This is a genomic window from Clostridium weizhouense, from assembly GCF_019431045.1.
GTDB classification, from domain to species: Bacteria; Bacillota; Clostridia; order Clostridiales; family Clostridiaceae; genus Clostridium; species Clostridium weizhouense.
Genome location: NZ_JAHXPT010000003.1, coordinates 328458 through 347703, shown reverse-complemented (window position 1 = coordinate 347703; position 19246 = coordinate 328458). Strand labels below are relative to the sequence as shown.

At 25.7% G+C, this 19246-nt stretch carries 19 protein-coding genes, 1 pseudogene and 1 riboswitch; of the genes and pseudogenes, 16 read left to right on the top strand and 4 right to left on the bottom strand.

Annotation, left to right across the window (positions count from 1 at the left end):
- Window positions 1–322 precede the first annotated feature (322 nt).
- Window positions 323–1810, bottom strand: coding sequence for an amino acid permease (locus KYD98_RS06040; protein WP_219778693.1), 1488 nt, complete (start codon window positions 1808–1810; stop codon window positions 323–325).
- Between the two features lie 216 nt (window positions 1811–2026).
- Window positions 2027–2201, bottom strand: a riboswitch (Lysine riboswitch).
- Window positions 2202–2562: 361 nt separating this feature from the next.
- Here KYD98_RS06040 and KYD98_RS06035 point away from each other — a divergent pair.
- On the top strand, window positions 2563–3852 hold the full coding sequence (locus KYD98_RS06035; protein WP_219778692.1) for an alpha-amylase family glycosyl hydrolase: 1290 nt from the start codon (window positions 2563–2565) through the stop codon (window positions 3850–3852).
- Between the two features lie 91 nt (window positions 3853–3943).
- Here the strand turns inward: KYD98_RS06035 and KYD98_RS06030 are convergent, their stop codons facing one another.
- Window positions 3944–4537: a DUF2238 domain-containing protein gene (locus KYD98_RS06030; protein WP_258049664.1), complete on the bottom strand. Its 594-nt coding sequence runs from the start codon at window positions 4535–4537 to the stop codon at window positions 3944–3946.
- Window positions 4538–4934: 397 nt separating this feature from the next.
- On the opposite strand from KYD98_RS06030, the pseudogene KYD98_RS18565 reads away from it, so the two are divergent.
- Together KYD98_RS18565 and KYD98_RS06020 are read left to right on the top strand one after the other, a co-directional pair.
- Window positions 4935–6484, top strand: a pseudogene (locus KYD98_RS18565) (ABC transporter permease/substrate-binding protein).
- 20 nt (window positions 6485–6504) lie between these two features.
- A complete protein-coding gene (locus KYD98_RS06020) occupies window positions 6505–7236 on the top strand; it encodes an ATP-binding cassette domain-containing protein (RefSeq protein ID WP_219778691.1) in 732 nt (243 codons plus the stop codon).
- 164 nt (window positions 7237–7400) lie between these two features.
- Here KYD98_RS06020 and KYD98_RS06015 read toward each other — a convergent pair whose 3' ends face one another.
- The gene (locus tag KYD98_RS06015; RefSeq protein ID WP_219778690.1) at window positions 7401–7913 is read right to left on the bottom strand and encodes a ferritin; all 513 of its coding nucleotides are present in this window, start codon (window positions 7911–7913) and stop codon (window positions 7401–7403) included.
- 114 nt (window positions 7914–8027) lie between these two features.
- On the bottom strand, window positions 8028–8315 hold the full coding sequence (locus tag KYD98_RS06010) for a DUF503 domain-containing protein (RefSeq protein ID WP_219778689.1): 288 nt from the start codon (window positions 8313–8315) through the stop codon (window positions 8028–8030).
- Window positions 8316–8672: 357 nt separating this feature from the next.
- Here KYD98_RS06010 and KYD98_RS06005 point away from each other — a divergent pair, with 357 nt between their 5' ends.
- The 13 genes from KYD98_RS06005 (at window position 8673) to KYD98_RS05945 (ending at window position 19226) form a co-directional block, all read left to right on the top strand.
- Entirely contained in the window at window positions 8673–9674 is a 1002-nt protein-coding gene (locus tag KYD98_RS06005) for a 2-hydroxyacyl-CoA dehydratase family protein (RefSeq protein ID WP_219778688.1), read from the top strand.
- Window positions 9671–10432, top strand: a complete 762-nt coding sequence (locus tag KYD98_RS06000; protein WP_219778687.1) for an acyl-CoA dehydratase activase — start codon at window positions 9671–9673, stop codon at window positions 10430–10432. Before KYD98_RS06005 ends, KYD98_RS06000 begins: the two co-directional genes overlap by 4 nt.
- 366 nt (window positions 10433–10798) lie before the next feature.
- Window positions 10799–11230 (top strand): 6-carboxytetrahydropterin synthase QueD, encoded by a 432-nt coding sequence (gene queD / locus KYD98_RS05995; RefSeq protein ID WP_219778686.1) that lies wholly within the window; start codon window positions 10799–10801, stop codon window positions 11228–11230.
- Window position 11231: 1 nt separating this feature from the next.
- Window positions 11232–11897: a putative 7-carboxy-7-deazaguanine synthase QueE gene (gene queE, locus KYD98_RS05990; protein WP_219778685.1), complete on the top strand. Its 666-nt coding sequence runs from the start codon at window positions 11232–11234 to the stop codon at window positions 11895–11897.
- 1 nt (window position 11898) lies between these two features.
- Entirely contained in the window at window positions 11899–12489 is a 591-nt protein-coding gene (gene folE / locus KYD98_RS05985) for a GTP cyclohydrolase I FolE (protein WP_219778684.1), read from the top strand.
- 148 nt (window positions 12490–12637) lie between these two features.
- Window positions 12638–13297 carry a 7-cyano-7-deazaguanine synthase QueC gene (gene queC, locus KYD98_RS05980; protein WP_219778683.1) on the top strand — a complete coding sequence of 220 codons (660 nt, stop codon included), beginning with the start codon at window positions 12638–12640 and terminating at the stop codon, window positions 13295–13297.
- 250 nt (window positions 13298–13547) lie between these two features.
- Window positions 13548–14099 carry a hypothetical protein gene (locus KYD98_RS05975; protein ID WP_219778682.1) on the top strand — a complete coding sequence of 184 codons (552 nt, stop codon included), beginning with the start codon at window positions 13548–13550 and terminating at the stop codon, window positions 14097–14099.
- A gap of 117 nt (window positions 14100–14216) precedes the next feature.
- A complete protein-coding gene (locus tag KYD98_RS05970) occupies window positions 14217–14774 on the top strand; it encodes a cytochrome b5 domain-containing protein (RefSeq protein ID WP_219778681.1) in 558 nt (185 codons plus the stop codon).
- Between the two features lie 267 nt (window positions 14775–15041).
- Window positions 15042–15560 (top strand): GNAT family N-acetyltransferase, encoded by a 519-nt coding sequence (locus KYD98_RS05965; RefSeq protein ID WP_219778680.1) that lies wholly within the window; start codon window positions 15042–15044, stop codon window positions 15558–15560.
- Between the two features lie 98 nt (window positions 15561–15658).
- Window positions 15659–16063, top strand: a complete 405-nt coding sequence (locus KYD98_RS05960; RefSeq protein ID WP_219778679.1) for a hypothetical protein — start codon at window positions 15659–15661, stop codon at window positions 16061–16063.
- Between the two features lie 376 nt (window positions 16064–16439).
- Entirely contained in the window at window positions 16440–17318 is an 879-nt protein-coding gene (locus KYD98_RS05955) for an aldose 1-epimerase family protein (protein ID WP_219778678.1), read from the top strand.
- Window positions 17319–17564: 246 nt separating this feature from the next.
- The gene (locus tag KYD98_RS05950) at window positions 17565–18392 is read left to right on the top strand and encodes a methyl-accepting chemotaxis protein (protein WP_219778677.1); all 828 of its coding nucleotides are present in this window, start codon (window positions 17565–17567) and stop codon (window positions 18390–18392) included.
- A 480-nt stretch (window positions 18393–18872) separates the two neighbouring features.
- Complete coding sequence (locus tag KYD98_RS05945) at window positions 18873–19226, top strand: response regulator (RefSeq protein ID WP_258049657.1); 354 nt, start codon at window positions 18873–18875, stop codon at window positions 19224–19226.
- Window positions 19227–19246: the final 20 nt, after the last annotated feature.

Sequence of the window (19246 nt, the reverse complement as noted above, 5' to 3'; positions counted from 1 at the left end):
ACCTATAGAATCAATTAAATTTACTTATAAGTATAATTGAGCAAGTTTTATAAAACATGGAATATTATACTATATAATGTTTAATTGTTGCAAATATTAAAATTAATGGATTTATTGATTAGACTTAAAGCTTAATGATTATGAAGTGTAATTTTTTAAGACAAAACTTTTAATAAGAGAGTAGAGTGGATAAATTATAATATAAATATATTAAGAATACTGAAATAAGGTAGCAAAAAGGATTCATTATTCAATAAAAAACTGAGGTTTTCTTGTACTTAGAAAACCTCAGTTTTATTTTTATACTTTTATACTAATTTAATTAAGCTGATTGAAAAGTGTTAAGTTTAACTTCATCCGAATCAGTTTCTTTATTGTTATTTGTATTATTTTCAGAGAAAGTTAAATCAACATCATCTAAAGGAATAATTTTAGTTTTATGTTTAATTTTATAACCTATATAAAGTGCAAGAAATAAAGGAATTCCTATATAAGATGCAATTAAACCATGCCAATCAATTCCTTCAGGTTTTATACAAGAATATCCTTGACCTAACATTATAATTAGACACATTATTAAAGCTAGTATAGGTCCAAATGGATATAATATAGCTTTGTATTTTAAATCCTTTAAATCTTTACCTTGGTGAATAAATGCTTTTCTAAATCTGTAGTGACATACAGCGATACCCACCCAAGCTATAAAGCCAGCAAGACCAGATGCAGCAACTAGCCAAACATAAACTGTACTTTCAGCAAATATGCCTGTTAAAAAACAAGCAGAAGCAACTAAAGTAGTTAAAATTACAGAATTTACAGGTACACCTCTTTTGTTAGTTTTAGAGAAAATCTTAGGGGCCATACCTTCTTTAGCCATTGAAAAAAGCATTCTACTTGATGCATACATACCAGAGTTACCAGCAGATAATACAGAAGTTAGTATAATTGCATTCATTAATGAAGCAGCTCCAGCTATACCAGCTTTTTCAAATACCATTGTAAATGGGCTTGTCTCAACACCAGCTTTAGTAAATGGAATTATAGCACCTAAAACAACAATTGTTCCTAAATAAAATATTAATATTCTCCAAAATATTGAATGTATAGCCTTTGGTATAGTTTTTTCAGGATTTTCACTTTCGCCAGCAGCAACTCCTATAAGTTCAGTTCCTTGAAATGAAAAACCTGCAATTAAGAAGATTGAAAATATAGATTTAATTCCTCCATGAAATGGGCCATCAGCTAAAAGGTAATTATGAAATCCTATTTCTTCTCCACCCATTATACCTAAAATCATTAGAATACCAATTGCTAAAAATATAAGAACAGTAACTACCTTAATTCCAGCAAACCAATATTCAGATTCACCATATGCTTTTGAAGATAAAATATTTAAACCAACTATTATTGCTAAAAATAATATACTCCAGAATAAAGCATTTACATTTGGAAACCAATATTTCATAATTAAAGAACCTGCAACCATTTCAGCAGCTATTGTTATAGCCCAGTTATACCAATAGTTCCAACCAAGTGCAAATCCAAGTGCAGGATCAATAAATTTATTGGCATATGAACTGAAAGAACCTGATATTGGCATAAAGGTTGCCATTTCTCCTAAACTAGTTATTAAAAAATATACCATAATACTTACTAGTGCATAAGCTAAAAGTGCTCCACCAGGTCCAGCCTCATGCAATGTATCACCCATTGCTAAAAATATTCCTGTACCTATAGAACCACCTATAGCTATCATGTTTAAGTGTCTGGATTTTAGACTCCTTTTTAATTCGTGATTTTCTTGACTCATTTTTTATCCTCCTTATGGTTTAAAATCTCCATAAGTAAGTAACTAAGATAATATTAAAGATTTAGGTACATATAAAGTAAAAATAAAATAATAAGTATGACTGATTATTTTTTAAAATGTACCTTAAAACAATAAAAAAATGCCATGAGAGCACACTCATGACACAAATACGAAATCCATATATTTAAATAAATACTGTAAATATCGTAAGTTTCCATTGAAAATAGCTCTCCACAAAATAATTTGTGACAGTCTTATATATATTTTACATAAGACCAGTAAATAGCATTAAAGCAATCAACCATTTACTTCGGCGAAAGTTCCTTTCGTATTACTTCATTGAGCTTACCTCCATAATACTACTATTAAAATTCGCACCTCTATCTCAGTTATCTACTTGTTAGTTCATACGTAATTATGGATTAAAATGTTAAATAAGTCAAGACAATATAAAAAAATTATCTTAAAATTTTAATTTTTTTATAGAAATATTATATTTTTATAAAAAATTAATTTACTACAGTAATAATCTTTTTATTGAATTTTTATAACAGATTATTATTCAGAATTAATAATATTATCGTGAAAAAATATATATGCTCTAATTAAGTTATTATATTTATAATCTATTATAATTTTTCATAATAAACCTATATTATCAAAATTGTATTATTATTGTTCAAAATAGAGCAAGAAATATATAATACCAAGATTATATTATAGTATTAAGAGATATTTAAGGGGGAATTTATATGGCAATTAATACAAATATAAATTTAAGAAATCAAATAATTTACTGCATTTATGTACGAAATCATAGTGAAGAGGGTACATTTAAAGGTGTTCAAAAAGACTTAAAACGTATTAAAGAATTAGGCACAGATATTATATGGTTTATGCCTATTCATCCAATTGGTGTAGAAGGTAAAAAAGGTTCATTAGGGTGTCCGTATTCTATAAAAGATTATAGAAAAGTTAATGAGGAATATGGTACAATGGATGATTTTAAAGAAGTAGTTGATGAAATACATAATCTTGGAATGAAATGTATAATAGATGTTGTGTATAATCATACTTCTCTTGATTCATGGCTTGTTAAAAATCACATTGAATATTTTTATAAAAAAGCTGATGGAAGTTTAGGAAATAAAGTTGGAGATTGGGAAGATGTAATAGATCTTGATTATAATAATAAAGAACTATGGGATTATCAAATAGATACTCTTAAAATGTGGGCAGAAATAGTAGATGGATTTAGATGTGATGTGGCCTCTTTAGTTCCAATTGAATTTTGGGAAAAAGCTAGAAAAGAGATAAATTCACTTTATCCAGAGTGCATATGGTTATCAGAATCAGTAGAGCCAGGATATATAAAGTTAAATAGGAAACAAGGATTTGTAGGTCATTCAGATAGTGAGATATATAAAGCTTTTGATATTACGTATGATTATGATATACTTGGTTTCTTTAATAAATATATTGATGGTAAAATTAGCTTAAGTAATTATATTGATATACTTAATTTTCAAGATTGCATTTATCCAACTAATTATATTAAATTAAGATTTTTAGAAAATCATGATCAACCTAGAATAAAAAGTAGAATTAAAGATGAAGAACAACTAAAGAATATAACAGCATTTTTATATTTTCAAAAGGGTACAACTCTTATTTATGCAGGTCAAGAAAAAGAGAATGTTATTAGACCAAATTTATTTGAAATTGATAAGGTTAATTGGAATACAGGATATGATATTTCAGAATTAATGCAATGTCTTTATAAAATAAAGAAAGATCAAATTTTTATAGAGGGAGATTATACATTAGAATGTGATAATGATCAAGATATTATCATTGGAAAATACGAAACAGAAGATGAAAAAGTTATTGGAATATTTAGTATAAGAGGAAAAAAACCTAATATATCAGTTGAACTTCAGGATGGAAAATATCTTAATTTAATTGATAATTCTGAATTACAAGTAAATGATGGGAAAATTAAATTATCAGGTAAACCTATAATTATTAAATTATTTAAATAGAAGTTATATTTTATAATAAAAAATAGTTATTTATAGAGACAATCATAAAAGATGTTGTATTTTGTGATTGCCTCTATTTTATAAGGAAAATTTATTTTTCTGTTTTAAAGTCACGATAATAACATATCATTGAAGTAATAAAGGCACATAAACTTTTTACAATAAGGTCTAACATCGTATCTTCAAAGCCACCAGCAAGCATATCTACTTTAAAAAGATAAGAACCTAAGAATTCAAATATCTCCCATAAAGTTCCTAAAGAAATTGAAAAAGTAAATGCAAAAATTACAATTAAAATACCAAATCTTTTTTGTGTAACACTTTTGTTTTTTGTAATAATTCCTTTCATTAAATGCAATGCAATAATAACACCATATATTCCAAATACAGAATGAAGAAATATATCCCACCACCATAAAATTCTATAAAATTTTCTAATTTCTCCAAAGTATATTGAAAGAAAAATAAATAATAAAGCTATTATATTAAAACTAGAAGGAAGAATTATATTTTTTTTATGTGCAATGTAAGTAATAATAAAAGGAAGAATGATACATATAATTGCTAGGATTGATAAAAGTAAATTATTCCATTGCTTTGATAAAATATTTGAAATAGCTGTAATTATTAATACTATTTCAAATAATATTGCCATTCCAATAGTTACTTTATTTTTATTATTCATTATAAATCTAATCCTTTCTAGAAAGTTCTTTATTAAATATTAAAGATTAAATATATTTAATAAAGAACTTTTTTAACTGGGAATGTTTTCGGTTGATATTGATACTTAAAAACATACTTTAATGTTTATTTATATCTTATCCTTTTTATATAAAAAATATAGAATTATTAATAGTTTCAATTTTTGTTTCAGCTATCTATTTTTTATTAAGTAAAAAGTGTACTATAGTATGAAATATATATAAGTCTTAAAGAAACATATTAATTCTCTAAAAATGATTTTAGGGAATTTTTTTATTTTATAAGAATAATATAGTAATAAATCTTTATTTAGCCTAATTGTACTTACAATTAGTGAAAAAGAGAATTTATACTGAAAAGAAGTTTTGGAGGTTTAAATGATAAAAGAAGTATTCAAGTTATATATTTCTAGGTGGGATTTTTTCTTAAAGCTAATAATCGAACATTTAAAAATTTCAGGAATTTCAATATTAATAGCAGGAATATTAGGATTATTATTAGGAATTTTAATTAGTGAGCATAAAAAGACATCACCAGTTATTCTCGGTATAATAAATTTTGTTTATACAATTCCATCAATATCACTTCTTGGCTTTTTAATTCCTTTTTCAGGGATAGGAAATACAACAGCTATAATAGCGCTTACAATATATGCATTATTACCAATGGTTAGAAATACATATACTGGTATAGATAATATAGACTATTCAATAATTGAATCAGCTAAAGGGATGGGAAGCACATCTTTTGAAATATTATATAAAGTGAAACTCCCTTTGGCTACTACAGTAATTTTATCAGGACTTAGAAATATGGTAGTTATGACAATTGCACTTGCAGGTATTGCTTCTTTTATTGGAGCGGGTGGACTTGGTGTGTCTATTTATAGAGGAATAACTACTAATAATACTCCTATGACAATTGCAGGAAGTTTATTAATAGCTTTGTTAGCATTAGTAGCTGATTTTATTATTGGAAGTATCGAAAAAATAATTAAGAGGAGATGGAAGTTAATATAATGAAAAATTTTAAAAAACATTATAAAAAGGTTTCTATATTGATAATGTTTATTTTGGCAATTTCAATATTAGGATGCTCAAATAAAAATTCAACTATTAAGATAGCTACTAAGCCAATGACTGAACAATTTATTTTAGGAGAGATGCTATCATTACTTATTGAGAATAATACTAACTTAAATGTGGAATTAACTAAGGGTGTAGGTGGAGGAACAAGTAATATACATCCTGCTATTATAAAAAGTGATTTTGATCTTTATCCAGAATATACAGGGACTGCTTGGAGTTTTGTACTAAAAGAAGAAGGAATTCCAGATGATAAAACATTGTATAAAAATCTGATAGAAAAATATGAGAGTCAATATAATTTAAAGTGGATAGGATTATATGGATTTAATAATACTTATGGATTGGCAATAAGAAAAGATATTGCAGAAAAATATAATATCAAGACTTATTCTGACCTTTTAGCATATTCACCAGAGCTTACATTTGGAGGTGAATATGATTTCTATGAAAGAGAAGATGGATTTGATGCATTATGTTCTACTTATGGATTAAAATTTAAAAAGTCATGTGATATGGATATTGGACTTAAGTATAAAGCTATAAATTCTAAAGAAATAGATGTGATGAATGTATTTACAACAGATGGACAACTTGCTAATTCTGATGTTATGATGCTTAAGGATGATAAAAATTTCTACAACACATATTATTGTGGAACTGTTATACGTAAAGATATACTTAAAGAACATCCTGAACTAGAAGATGTTTTAATGAAAATGGAAAATATTTTAACTGATAAAGAAATGGCTGAATTAAATAATAAAGTAGATGAGGATGGATATAACGAAAGAGAGGTTGCAAAAGAATTTTTAATTAATAAGGGATTATTAAAACAATAATATCAAAAGGAGAAGAATTTATGGAAAATCAACAGATTATAAAACTTGAAGATATTTCAAAAGGATATGGTAATAATCTCATATTAAATGATTTTAATTTAAGTATAAATAAAGGTGAGTTTTTAACTATAATAGGAAGCTCAGGTTGTGGAAAAACAACAGTATTAAAGCTTATTAACGGATTACTTAAACCAGATAGGGGAAGAGTATATGTAAATGGAGAAGACATATCTAAAATAAATCAAATTCTATTAAGAAGAAGCATTGGTTATGTTATTCAAGGGGTTGGATTATTTCCACATATGAATATAAGAAAAAATATATCGTATGTACCAAATTTAATAAAGAAAGATGATAAAAGTGCAATATTATCTAAAGTTAAAAATTTAATGAAAATTGTTGGGTTAACTGAAGAGATGTTAGAACGTTATCCAAGTGAACTTTCAGGCGGACAACGTCAGAGAGTTGGTATTGCAAGAGCTTTAGCTGCTTCACCAGATATATTACTTATGGATGAGCCATTTGGTGCAGTCGATGAAATAACTAGAAAACTATTGCAAGAAGAAATATTACGTATTTATAATGAACTTAATGTGACAATTGTATTTATTACTCATGATATTAAAGAAGCATTAAAGCTTGGAACTAGAGTTCTTGTGATGGATAAGGGAAGAAAAATACAAGTTGGTACCCCAACTGAAATAAAAGAAAATCCTAGAACAAACTTTGTAAAAGAACTAATAGGTGCATAAAGAAAAGCATTTTGATTTTATATAATAATATTGGTTGTATTTATAATCTATAAAAATATATTGTATATATGTTTTAGTAGATTTTTAATGCAAAATAAAATAAGAAGGCAAAAACTAAATTTTTTAGTGTAGCCTTCTATTTTAAAAGAGTACTATCTATTAAACTAAGCAGTAGTAGTTGGAGGTGTAAAAATCCTTTTTGCAAGTTCTTCATCTAACATATATATGTTAGTAGAGTTGCCTTCAAATCTTTTAACTTTCTTTAAAATGGTTAAGAAATTATTTTCTTCCTCTACTTGTTCATCAATAAACCATTTAAGCAAACTCATTGTAGCATGTTCTTTTTCCTCAAGAGCAATATCAGTTATTTCATAAATTTTTTTAGTTACTAATTGCTCATGTTTGTAACCTTCCTCAAATAAATGGGTAATACTTGTATAATCTGAGAAAGGCTTAGGAATTTCACTTAATTTAACTACACCATTTTTTTGAAATATATAATCATATAATTTCATTGCATGAAATAATTCTTCTTGAGCTTGAACTCTAAAAAAATTTGCAAAGCCACTTAAATCTATTGATTCAGCATAAGCAGCCATAGATAAGTAAGTGTAAGATGAATAAAATTCAAAGTTGACCTGATCATTAAGTTTTAATAATAATTTTTCACTTAACATTTGTATCCTCCTTTATTTTTACAAATAGTAATATAACGTATATATTGTATTATGCAATAATTAGGTATAAAATATTAAAGAAATTTATAATTTAAACTTAAAAAAACCAATATATTAAAATATATCTTTATCACTTTCTATATTTATGATCTCAGCATCAGTATTAATTTCTATAAAATTTAATATATTTTCAAAAGTAGAATCTATTTGTGCATTTGTACTACAAATACCTGCAAGTCCGATTACAATAGTTTGATGGACATCTTGGTTATCAACTTCTGCAACAGATACATTAAATTTATTTTTTAATCTTTGAATTAAACTTTTAACAACCATTCTTTTTTCTTTTAAAGAGTGAACCCAACTAGCTCTTAAAGTTATTTTTATTAACAAGATTTTCATACTTAAGTAGTCTCCTTATATATAGAATTTATAAAAAGTTTATTTATAGTAACATTCTATAACAAGTTCTAGTAATTTATAAACATAGTATAGGTCTTGTAAATAATATTTATTCTTAGGTGTTATAAAAAATTACAATAAATTTGACTTACAAAAAAGTATATAGTAAAATTTAGATATATTGAATAATGGTAGAGACAGTTCGTGTACCATCCTGTCTATAAACAAAACTAGGGCTTAACTACCCGTAATAGGTAGTTTTTTGTTTAAGGGTGGTTTTGCCCTTTTTTTATTTGCAAAAAAATGGTTAATTAAGATATAATTTTCGCTCTTTACCAATGTAAGGAGGTATTGATTATGAAAAAAATAGGATTAACAACAACAGTTCCAGTGGAGGTTCTTATTGCAGCAGGATATACACCTGTAGATTTAAATAATCTGTTTATAACTTCTACTGATTATGCTAAATATATAGATATAGCTGAAAGAGACGGTTTTCCTAAAAGTTTATGTGCTTGGATAAAGGGGATTTATGGAGCATGTATAGAAAACGACATTAAAGAGATAGTTGGAGTTATGGAAGGAGATTGTTCTAATACTAAGGTTCTTATTGAAGTACTTAAGTTAAAAGGAATTAAGGTTTATCCATTTTCATTTCCACATAGTCATAAAAAAGAAGATATAGAAAATGAAATAAGAAAGTTTATGACTATATTTAATGTAACTTATGAAGAGGTTGAAAAGGTTAGAAAAAGGCTAAATGAAACTAGAAAATTATCAAAAGAAATTGATGAATTGACATATGTACATAATAAAGCTAGTGGATTTGAAAATCATTTATACCAAGTAAGTTTAAGTGATTTTAACGGAGACATAAATCTTTTTGAGAAAGATTTAAAGAATGCTATTGAAGATATAAAGAAAAGAGAACCTTTAAATAAAAAACTAAGACTTGGGTATATTGGTGTTCCCCCTATGACTGGTGATATATATGAGTTTGTTGAAAATTTAAATTCTCATTTTGTATACAATGAAGTACAAAGGGAATTTGCTTTTCCGAGAGCAGAAAAAGCATCAGATATATTTGAGCAATATTATGATTATACTTATCCTTATGATAATGAATTTAGAGTTAAAGAATTAAAGAAACAAATTAAAGAGAGAGAATTAGATGGAATAATTCATTATACTCAAGCTTTTTGTCATAGAGCAGTTGAGGATATAGTATTAAAAAGTGAGTTAGACATTCCAATATTAAATATTGAAGGGGATAAATTAAATACATTAGATGCAAGGACAAAACTTAGATTAGAAGCTTTTCTTGATATGCTATTGGATTTAAAGGAGATTAAAAAATGAGAATATTAGGAATAGATCTTGGAAGTAGAGAAGTTAAAATCGTCCTAATGGAAGATAACAAGATAATAAAAAAGAAAAAAATAAGTACAATGAGTTTTTATAGAGATTATTGCAGTTTTGATGGAAAAGTAGTAGTTGATTTAGAAAAATTAAATATAGGAAAAATAGATAAAGCTGTTTCAACTGGATATGGAAAAAACAATACGGATTTAAAACTGTTTACTCCTATAAATGAATTAAAAGCTCACATTTATGGCGCTGTTTATCAAACTGAATTAAAAGATTTTATTCTTTTAGATATAGGAGGGCAGGATGTTAAAGTAGTTAAAGTAGAAAAAGGTATTATTGGAGATTTAGAGCTTAATGAAAAATGTGCTGCTTCTTGTGGAAGATACTTAGAAAATATGGCTAATGTACTTGAAATATCTATTGATGAAATGAGTAAATACTCAGAAGATCCTGTTGATTTAAATTCAACTTGTGCAGTATTTTCTGAATCAGAGTTAATAGGAAAGATAGCTGAGGGAGTAAGTATAGAAAGATTATGTGCGGGAGTTAATTATTCTCTTTACAAAAGATTACGTCCTCTTTTAAGTAAATTCAGAGGAAAAAAATTAATTTTAACTGGTGGTGTTGCAACTAACTCTTCAATAAAAAAATATCTACAAAATGATTATGAAGAAATAATAGAAGTAAAAGAACCACAGTTTAATGGAGCAATTGGATGTTGCTATTATGGAAGTAAGGTACTATGTTAAAAACGTGTTGATATTGTAGTATAAAGCTCATAGACAGAGAAATTTACTTTAAGAACTCTAAAATAAAGCTTCGTCCAATTAATGCATGCTCCCAATCAAAGATTGTACTCTGTGAAAGTTTGAAGAACCAAATATAAAATTTGGATTCTCACTTTTGACAAGCAATTAATTGTAATACTAAAAGGAAACTCGACTCATGTACATTCACTGAGTAAGTTCGAGTATCAAAATATAAAATTTTGACTCTCACTTAAGAGTTCTAAAAAAGCAAATTTCAATGTCATTTCGCCCTTATACTACAATATCAACATTAACTTAAAACATAGATTTGAAAAAATATTAAATAAGTTATTGGAGGAAGTAATTATGTATATTTTAAAAGCAGAACATAGCTTTGATAGTGCACATTTTCTTGCTGGATATGAAGGGAAATGTGGAAATATTCATGGACATAGATGGAAAGTAGAAATTGAAATACAAGGAGAAACTTTAGTAAAAGGTGGCCAACTTGATGGCATGGTTATAGATTTTGGAGATTTAAAAAAAGATGTTAAAGAAATGGTAGATTATTATGATCACGCACTTATTATACAAGAAAATACTATGAGAGAAGAAACTTTAAATTGTATAAAACAAGATGGTTTTAGAGTGATAGAGGTAAATTTTAGACCAACAGCTGAAAATTTTGCAGCATTTTTCTTTAAAATAATGAAAGATAAAGGATATAACGTAAAAAGAGCTAGGGTTTATGAAACACCAACTAATAGTGCTGTATATGAAGAAAGCGAGAGATGTTAAAGTGAATTTTAAAGTGGTAGAGAAATTTGTGAGTATTAATGGAGAAGGACGTCTTTGTGGACAATTAGCAGTATTTATAAGATTTGCAGGATGTAATTTAAATTGTAGCTATTGTGATACAACATGGGCAAATGAAAAAAATGTTTCTTATGAATTAATGTCTTCTGAGGAAATATATGAATATATTAAATCAACAAAAGTTAGAAATATAACTTTAACTGGAGGAGAACCACTTCTTCAACAAGGAATAATAGAACTTTTAGAGCTATTATCAAAAGATAAAGAACTTCATGTTGAAATAGAAACTAACGGAAGTGTGTTAATAGATAAGCTTTCAACTATGGAAAATCCACCAAGTTTTACTATGGATTATAAACTTCCTTCAAGTAATATGGAAGATAAAATGGAATTAGAGAATTTTAAATATTTAACCCACAAGGATACAGTGAAATTTGTATCAGGTAGTATTGAAGATTTACAAAAAGCAAAATATATAATAGATACTTATAACCTTGTAGATAAAACTAGTGTATATATTAGTCCTGTGTTCGGAAAAATCAATATGAATGATATAGTAGAATTTATGAAAGAAAATAATATGAACAAAGTTAATTTACAAATACAACTTCATAAGGTTATATGGGAACCAAGCAAGAGAGGTGTATAAAATGGAGATTGATGTAAAAGCAATTGAGGAACATATAAGAGGAATTTTAATAGCTTTAGGAGATAATCCTGATAGGGAAGGATTAAAAGATACTCCTAAACGTGTGGCTAAAATGTATGAAGAAATATTTCAAGGCATGTGCTATAACAATGATCAAATTGCAACTATGTTTAACACTACTTTTGAAGATGATTTAATTATAAAAGAGAATAATAATGATATAGTTTTTATGAAAGATATAGAAATATTTAGTCATTGTGAACATCATTTAGCACTTATGTATAATATGAAAGTTGCAATAGCATATATACCAAATAAAAAAGTTATTGGATTAAGTAAAATAGCAAGAATAGCTGATATGGTAGGGCGCAGATTACAGCTTCAAGAAAGAATAGGCACAGATATAGCTGAAATACTTCAAAAAGTTACTGAATCAGAGGATGTAGCGGTTATTATAGAAGGAGAACATGGTTGTATGACTACTAGAGGAATACAAAAGCCAGGTGCTAAAACAATATCAACTACTTTAAGAGGAAGATTTAATACTGATCCAATTTTAAATAATAAATTAATGATGCTTTATAGACAATAAGAATGTATTTTAAGCAAATGTTGATATTTTAGTGTAAACAAAGTTATTATCTTTATACCAAAATATCAACACTATTTTAGAATATGTTTAATAATATAAATAACTGTAGTTAAGATTAAACTACAAATTAAGGACGGTGTAATAATAAATGAATAAAGAAAAAGCAATAGTAGTATTTAGTGGTGGTCAAGATAGCACAACTTGTTTATTTTGGGCAAAAAAAAGATTTAAAGAAGTTATAGCAGTTTCTTTTGATTATAATCAAAAACATAAGTTAGAATTAGAATGTGCAAGAGATATATGTAAAAAGTATGGTGTAGAACATCATATTTTAGATTTAAACTTATTAAATCAATTAGCACCTAATTCATTAACTAGACAAGATATAAATGTTGATAAAGATGCGCCTAAAGAGGGGGTCCCTAATTCATTTGTAGATGGTAGGAATATGCTATTTTTAACTTTTGTAGCGGTATTTGCAAAACAAAGAGAAATAAACACTATTATAACAGGAGTATCTCAAAGTGATTTTAGTGGATATCCAGATTGCAGAGATGTATTTATAAAATCTTTAAATGTTACATTAAATTTAGCTATGGATTATCAATTTGAAATTCTTACTCCATTAATGTGGATTAATAAGGCAGAAACTTGGAAGATGGCAGATGATTTAGGTGCACTTAAAATAGTGAAAGAAGAAACCCTAACTTGTTATAATGGAATAATAGGTAATGGTTGTGGAGAATGTCCAGCTTGTAACTTAAGAAAAAATGGTTATTTAGAATTTAAAAAAGAATATTTGAAATAATCTTTAAGCTTTGAGTAATTTTTTTTAGTATAAACACTTTCTTTAATATAGAAGGTGTTTTCTTTTTAAATAATTTCTTATTTATAGGATAATAATGTAATATAATTAATAAGATAGTATTTTATAATAAGTAAGAAGTTAAGATAAATATTACAAAGTAATTACTTTTAATAATATAAAATTAATATCTATTGAAAACTATTAGTACTAAACTAGAAAATAATTTAATGAAAATAAGAGGCGTGTTAATATGAAGAGAATTAGTGATTTTTTATTAAAGATAGCAACTCTAAAAACTGTAATAATAACTATAATTATTACAGCAATGTATACAATTTTTGTTTTTAATAAGTTAATAGCTAAGTTTGGACAAGTAACAGAAGGGGCTAAAGTATTAGATACTTATGTTGGTCTTAATGGTGATGAAGCTTATAAGATTATTTCAAGTTATGGTGATAAGGGAATAAAGTATTATAATATTGTGCAGTTAGGAGATGTTATTTTTCCTATTTTAGTTGGATTTACATTCTGTATAATAATAGCGTCATTAATAAAGAAAGTATTTAATGGAGAAAAATTTAAATATTTATGCATTTTGCCTTTCTTTACTGTAACTCTATTTGATTATTTGGAAAACATAGGAGTTTTTATTATGCTAAGAAGATTTCCAAGTTCTTTAAATGGAATTACAGAAGTAACAAGCTTTTTTAGTGCTCTTAAATTTTTATCTTATGGAGTAAATTTAATAATTATAGTAGTTTTACTATTAATATACTTAAAAAGGGTTAAATTTAATCGTTAAAAATATTTTAATCTAGTAAGCTTTTTCTATAATCTATTAAATTAAAATTTAAAATAGTTCCTAATTTAATAATCTTAAACTATAATAATCATAGATAAAAATATTTAAGGAGTAGACATGTCTATATATTTTGACGTCAGAACCATTAGAGAGCTTATTGGAGATGGTTATAGGCAAGAAAGAGAATTTACATTAGAAGAATTAGCACAATACAACGGGAAAAATGGTAATCCTGCATATGTTGCAATAGAAGGTATAGTTTATGATGTGAGTGGAAAATCAGTTTGGGATAATGGAGAACATTTTGGTCTTACATCAGGAAAAGATTTAACAGAACAATTTAAATCATGTCATGGAATGCCTAAATTTTTAAGTACTTTACCTAAAGTTGGAATACTTAAAGAAAATAATAGAATAAGTAGAAGTGAAATGCAAGATAAATCTAAATTTACACCTGATGATTGGGTTAGATATATTACACCACTGGTTAATCGTGCATTAGCAGAAGCTAAGGCAGGAATTAATCCTGAACATCTATACCAAGAATTTATTCTATCAGGTGTGCTTGTGGGACTAGGAAAAAATCCACAAGAAGCTATTGAGCAGGTTGAAGAATGGGAAAAAACAGGAGTATCACAGCTTTTGGCACAAAGTAAGATGAATAGATTTTATTAAAATTATTACTTAAGTTAATAAAGACTTAAGTAATAAAGAGTTGTATTTTAAAAGTTCTGAGGGAATATTTTACTAATAATTATTTTAATATACAAAAAATATTCTAGTAGGAACTTTAAAATATGAATTAATATACATTTATAATAAAGGAAATAGTATTTTAATGAAAAGTTTATTTAGTAAATTTCATTATTTAAATATAAACAACTAAAAAATTATAGGTAATAACTTTGATAATATAAATATATTTTTAAAAAGGAGTATTAAATGGAATTTAGAAAATCAGTAGAATCGGATATCAACAGTATAATTAATATTATTAAGAAGGCACAAGAGTATTTTGGTAAAAAAGGAATTGACCAGTGGCAAAATAACTATCCTAATATTGAAACAATAAGAGAGGACATTTCTAATAAGAATAGTTATGTTTTGTTAAAAGATAATAATATTATTGGAACTGCAATGCTTTCTTTTGATGGAGAAAAGACTTATGAATATATTTATCAGGGAGCATGGGTAAGTGATAATAAATATGCAGTTGTTCATAGAATTGCTATTGATGATAATTATAAAGGTCTAGGGATAGCAAAGTTAATTATAGAAAACATAGAAAAAATTTGTTTAAATAAAAATATACATAGTATTAGAATAGATACACATAAAGATAACGTATCTATGCAAAAAATGCTTAAGAAAAATGGATTTAAGTATTGTGGAATAATTTATTTAGAAGATAAAAGTGAGAGAATAGCTTTTGAAAAAACATTAATAAATAATCTAGAGTAATACAAAGTTAGAAATCTTACATAGTATATAATCAATTTATTATCAAATAATAACTGTATATTAAATAAGATTGATTATATAAAAGAAAGGAGAAACTTATGAGACATAATAAAGTATTGGCAATTTTAGTACTATTTTTAATGTTTTTCAGTATGCCAGCTTTTGCTTTTGGTGAAAAAGATAAAGATGTTCTTTTTATGGGGGAAGTTCAAGAAGTACAAAAGGTTGAAAAGGATAATATTTTAAGAGTGAGAGTTAAAGGATATATTAAAGGGTGTAAGGTTTATAAAGAAGAGATTATTGGTATTATTGGTGAAAACACAATGCTTATGCCAGATGAATGCTTAAATATGAAAAAGAATAATAAATATGAAAAAGTTAATATTAAGGAACTTAAAATTGAAAAAGGTGATACTGTTTTTATGGTACTTAATGAAGCTATGACTAAATCTATTCCTCCTCAAGTAGGAGTAAAATTAATACAAATAACAAATCAAAAATAGAGCGAATTTTACAAACTTTATTTAAAGTTAGGATTTAAAATCAAAAAATAGAACTCTTTTGTTATATTAATTAACAATGGGGTTCTGTTTTTCTTTTTAGATAAATTTAAGAAATAAACTTATTTAAAGTTTAATAATATTATTATATAACTTTATTTTAGTATTATAGATATTTGTCAATACAATATTATAAATATATAGAAATATATATTAAAAGAATATATAATGTAAAGGATGTATCTAAATTTATAATAGTTTAGATAAATTAAAGTAGACAAGCTTTTTAAGTAATTATTTTTATAATTTATAAAATATTAACTTATATAGAAAGATAAGAAAAGATTATATATTATATAGAAATGAAAGGACGTTATTTATGATTTATTCTCTAGAAAACTCGAAAATAAAAATTACAGCTAGTACTCATGGAGGAGAACTACACTCTTTAACAGGTAAAAAAGAAAATACTGAATATCTTTGGGATGGTAATCCTGAATATTGGAAATACCATTCACCAATTTTATTTCCTGTAGTAGGAAAAGCACTTGATTTAAAATATAAAGTTGATGGAAAAATATATGAAATACCAGCTCATGGATTAGCTAGGATATCTGATTTTACTTTAATATCACAAACAGAAAATTCTATTACTTTTGAACTAAAGTATTCAGAGGATTCTCTTAAAATATATCCTTATAAGTTTGTTTTAAATGTTACTTATACTATTGAAGAAAATACTGTGGATGTAACATTTAAAGTTGCAAATTTAGATGATAAAGAAATATATTTTTCAATAGGAGGTCATCCAGCATTAATGTGCCCTATTGAAAAAAATGAAAAATTAGAAGATTACTATCTTAAATTTAATAAAATAGAAAATAGCTCAACTATGTTAGTTACAGAAGAAAGCTATTTTTTACATGAAAGAAAAGAGTATTTAAATAATTCGGATACTATTTGTTTATCAAAAAAATTGTTTGAAGAGGGAGTTTTAGTTTTTGATGATTTAAAATCTAATGAGATAACTATAGAATCAAGAAATAAGACTAAATCTTTAACAGTAAATTTTGAAGGATTTCCATACTTGGGGATATGGGCTCCAGAAACTGGTGCACCATTTTTATGTATAGAACCTTGGTTTGGACATGCTGATTATAAAGATTTTAATGGGGAATTTAAAGATAGAGAAGGAACTGTTTCGCTTAGTGTAAATAAAGAATTTAGTTGTAGTTATAAGATTTCTATTAGAGAATAATAAATAAAAAACAATTTAAGACAAGCTATCTAAAACATTTTTATAAATTTTAGATAGCTTATTTATTTTTTTGTAAGATTGTAATTTTATAATAAAAAGATAATTAACTTTATTTTTAATAAAATTAATGTTTAAATAAAAATAAAGCTAAAACTCTAATAAGAGGTAAAAATATTTATATATTTAAAGTATTATAGTATAATCTTATAAGAATTGATTTAAATATATAAATAGAGGAGTAGTGGAATGTTAAAAAATGATTTTGGAAATGATGCATTGAATAGTGTTTACTATTCTATTCCATATATAGATACTTTTTTTGATAATGATATAGAAATTATGTTAACCGATAGAGAAAAGGTACTATATTATCAAGGAAGTAAAGAAATAGATTGTAAAATACAAGAAGGATCAGAAGCAGGAAAATTTGTGAAAGAAGCAATGGAAAGAGGGAAAATTGAGGTTAAAATTATTCCAGAAGATTTTATGGGGTTAGCTTTTAAGTCATATATGATTCCTATAAAAGATGGAAATAATGTTGTAGGATCAATAGCAATTGGGAAAAGTCTTTCTAAGAAAAATGCTGTAACTAATATTACACAAGAATTAATAACAGCATTATCACAAATTGGGACAAGTATAAATCAAATTTCATCTGGTGTGCAAGATCTAACAGATATGAATAGTAAAATACTTGAAGAAACTAATAAAGCTAATGGAATGGCGAGTGATACAGATAACATAGTTGGTTTTATAAAAGGAATATCTTCACAAACTAATCTTTTAGGATTAAATGCAGCTATTGAAGCAGCAAGAGCTGGAGAACATGGCAAAGGATTTAATGTTGTTGCTCAAGAAATTAGAAAACTATCTAATTCATCTAATGAATCAATAGGACAAATAGAATGTGTTATTAAAAATATTTCAACAGCAATAGAAAAGATTAACCATAAAGTAATAAATGTTGATGATGTGTCAAATAAACAATCAGAAGCTTTAAAAGAAATGGCTCTATTGATTGATAAATTAAATAATACAGCAATATTATTAGGAAGTTTAGCAGATCAATTATAAAAGAGATTATAACAAAATATAATTTCCTCATATTTAAAAATACTAAGTTTATTTAAACAATATAAGATGACTGTCCCCAATATATATTGGAGATAGTCATCTTATATTTTACATTTTATTACTTAAATTATATTTTAATCAATTATTAAATTGTTAAAAATGACTATGAAAATATATTAAATTGTTTTTAAAATAAAGTTTAAAAGGATAATTTGATAGTGAATTGAAGAAATGCTAAAATAATACAAGTGTTGACATACTGTTATAAAGGAATATAAAATATAAACGAGCAAATAATAGAAAAATGTAAAATAAGAGGAATAAAGATAAATAAAATGGAAAAAATGCTCATTTTTCCTAGTGTACTTTTAAAAAAATTATAAATTAAAGGAGATGATAGCTAAACTTAAGTTTTTAAAAGGATAATTACAGAACAAATTAATAAGATTTTAAAGCTTATATTAAAGGAGGAATTTAATTATGAAAAAGGTACTAGTAGTGGAAGACGCATCTTTTATGAGATTATCACTAAAAACAATGCTTGAAAAAAATGGGTATGAAGTTGTTGGACTTGCAGAAAATGGGGTTCAAGCTATTGAAATGTATAAAACATTAAGTCCAGAAATAGTTACAATGGATATAACAATGCCGGTAATGGATGGATTAGAAGCTTTAACTGAAATACTTAAGTTTGATCCTAATGCAACTGTAATTATGCTAAGTGCTATGGGACAAGAAATCAAAATTAGAGAATCAATTGTTATTGGAGCTAAAAGTTTTATAGTAAAACCTTTTAAAGAAGATTATCTTTTAAAGACTTTAAGTAAATTTTAGTAGTTATTATAACAAGAGAA

Bases quoted from the DNA above. Each gene is read 5' to 3' on its own strand.
- KYD98_RS06040 (WP_219778693.1), bottom strand. From the start codon at position 1,810: ATGAGTCAAGAAAATCACGAATTAAAAAGGAGTCTAAAATCCAGACAC.
- KYD98_RS06035 (WP_219778692.1), top strand. From the start codon at position 2,563: ATGGCAATTAATACAAATATAAATTTAAGAAATCAAATAATTTACTGC.
- KYD98_RS06030 (WP_258049664.1), bottom strand. From the start codon at position 4,537: ATGAATAATAAAAATAAAGTAACTATTGGAATGGCAATATTATTTGAA.
- KYD98_RS06020 (WP_219778691.1), top strand. From the start codon at position 6,505: ATGGAAAATCAACAGATTATAAAACTTGAAGATATTTCAAAAGGATAT.
- KYD98_RS06015 (WP_219778690.1), bottom strand. From the start codon at position 7,913: ATGTTAAGTGAAAAATTATTATTAAAACTTAATGATCAGGTCAACTTT.
- KYD98_RS06010 (WP_219778689.1), bottom strand. From the start codon at position 8,315: ATGAAAATCTTGTTAATAAAAATAACTTTAAGAGCTAGTTGGGTTCAC.
- KYD98_RS06005 (WP_219778688.1), top strand. From the start codon at position 8,673: ATGAAAAAAATAGGATTAACAACAACAGTTCCAGTGGAGGTTCTTATT.
- KYD98_RS06000 (WP_219778687.1), top strand. From the start codon at position 9,671: ATGAGAATATTAGGAATAGATCTTGGAAGTAGAGAAGTTAAAATCGTC.
- queD (WP_219778686.1), top strand. From the start codon at position 10,799: ATGTATATTTTAAAAGCAGAACATAGCTTTGATAGTGCACATTTTCTT.
- folE (WP_219778684.1), top strand. From the start codon at position 11,899: ATGGAGATTGATGTAAAAGCAATTGAGGAACATATAAGAGGAATTTTA.
- queC (WP_219778683.1), top strand. From the start codon at position 12,638: ATGAATAAAGAAAAAGCAATAGTAGTATTTAGTGGTGGTCAAGATAGC.
- KYD98_RS05975 (WP_219778682.1), top strand. From the start codon at position 13,548: ATGAAGAGAATTAGTGATTTTTTATTAAAGATAGCAACTCTAAAAACT.
- KYD98_RS05970 (WP_219778681.1), top strand. From the start codon at position 14,217: ATGTCTATATATTTTGACGTCAGAACCATTAGAGAGCTTATTGGAGAT.
- KYD98_RS05965 (WP_219778680.1), top strand. From the start codon at position 15,042: ATGGAATTTAGAAAATCAGTAGAATCGGATATCAACAGTATAATTAAT.
- KYD98_RS05960 (WP_219778679.1), top strand. From the start codon at position 15,659: ATGAGACATAATAAAGTATTGGCAATTTTAGTACTATTTTTAATGTTT.
- KYD98_RS05955 (WP_219778678.1), top strand. From the start codon at position 16,440: ATGATTTATTCTCTAGAAAACTCGAAAATAAAAATTACAGCTAGTACT.
- KYD98_RS05950 (WP_219778677.1), top strand. From the start codon at position 17,565: ATGTTAAAAAATGATTTTGGAAATGATGCATTGAATAGTGTTTACTAT.
- KYD98_RS05945 (WP_258049657.1), top strand. From the start codon at position 18,873: ATGAAAAAGGTACTAGTAGTGGAAGACGCATCTTTTATGAGATTATCA.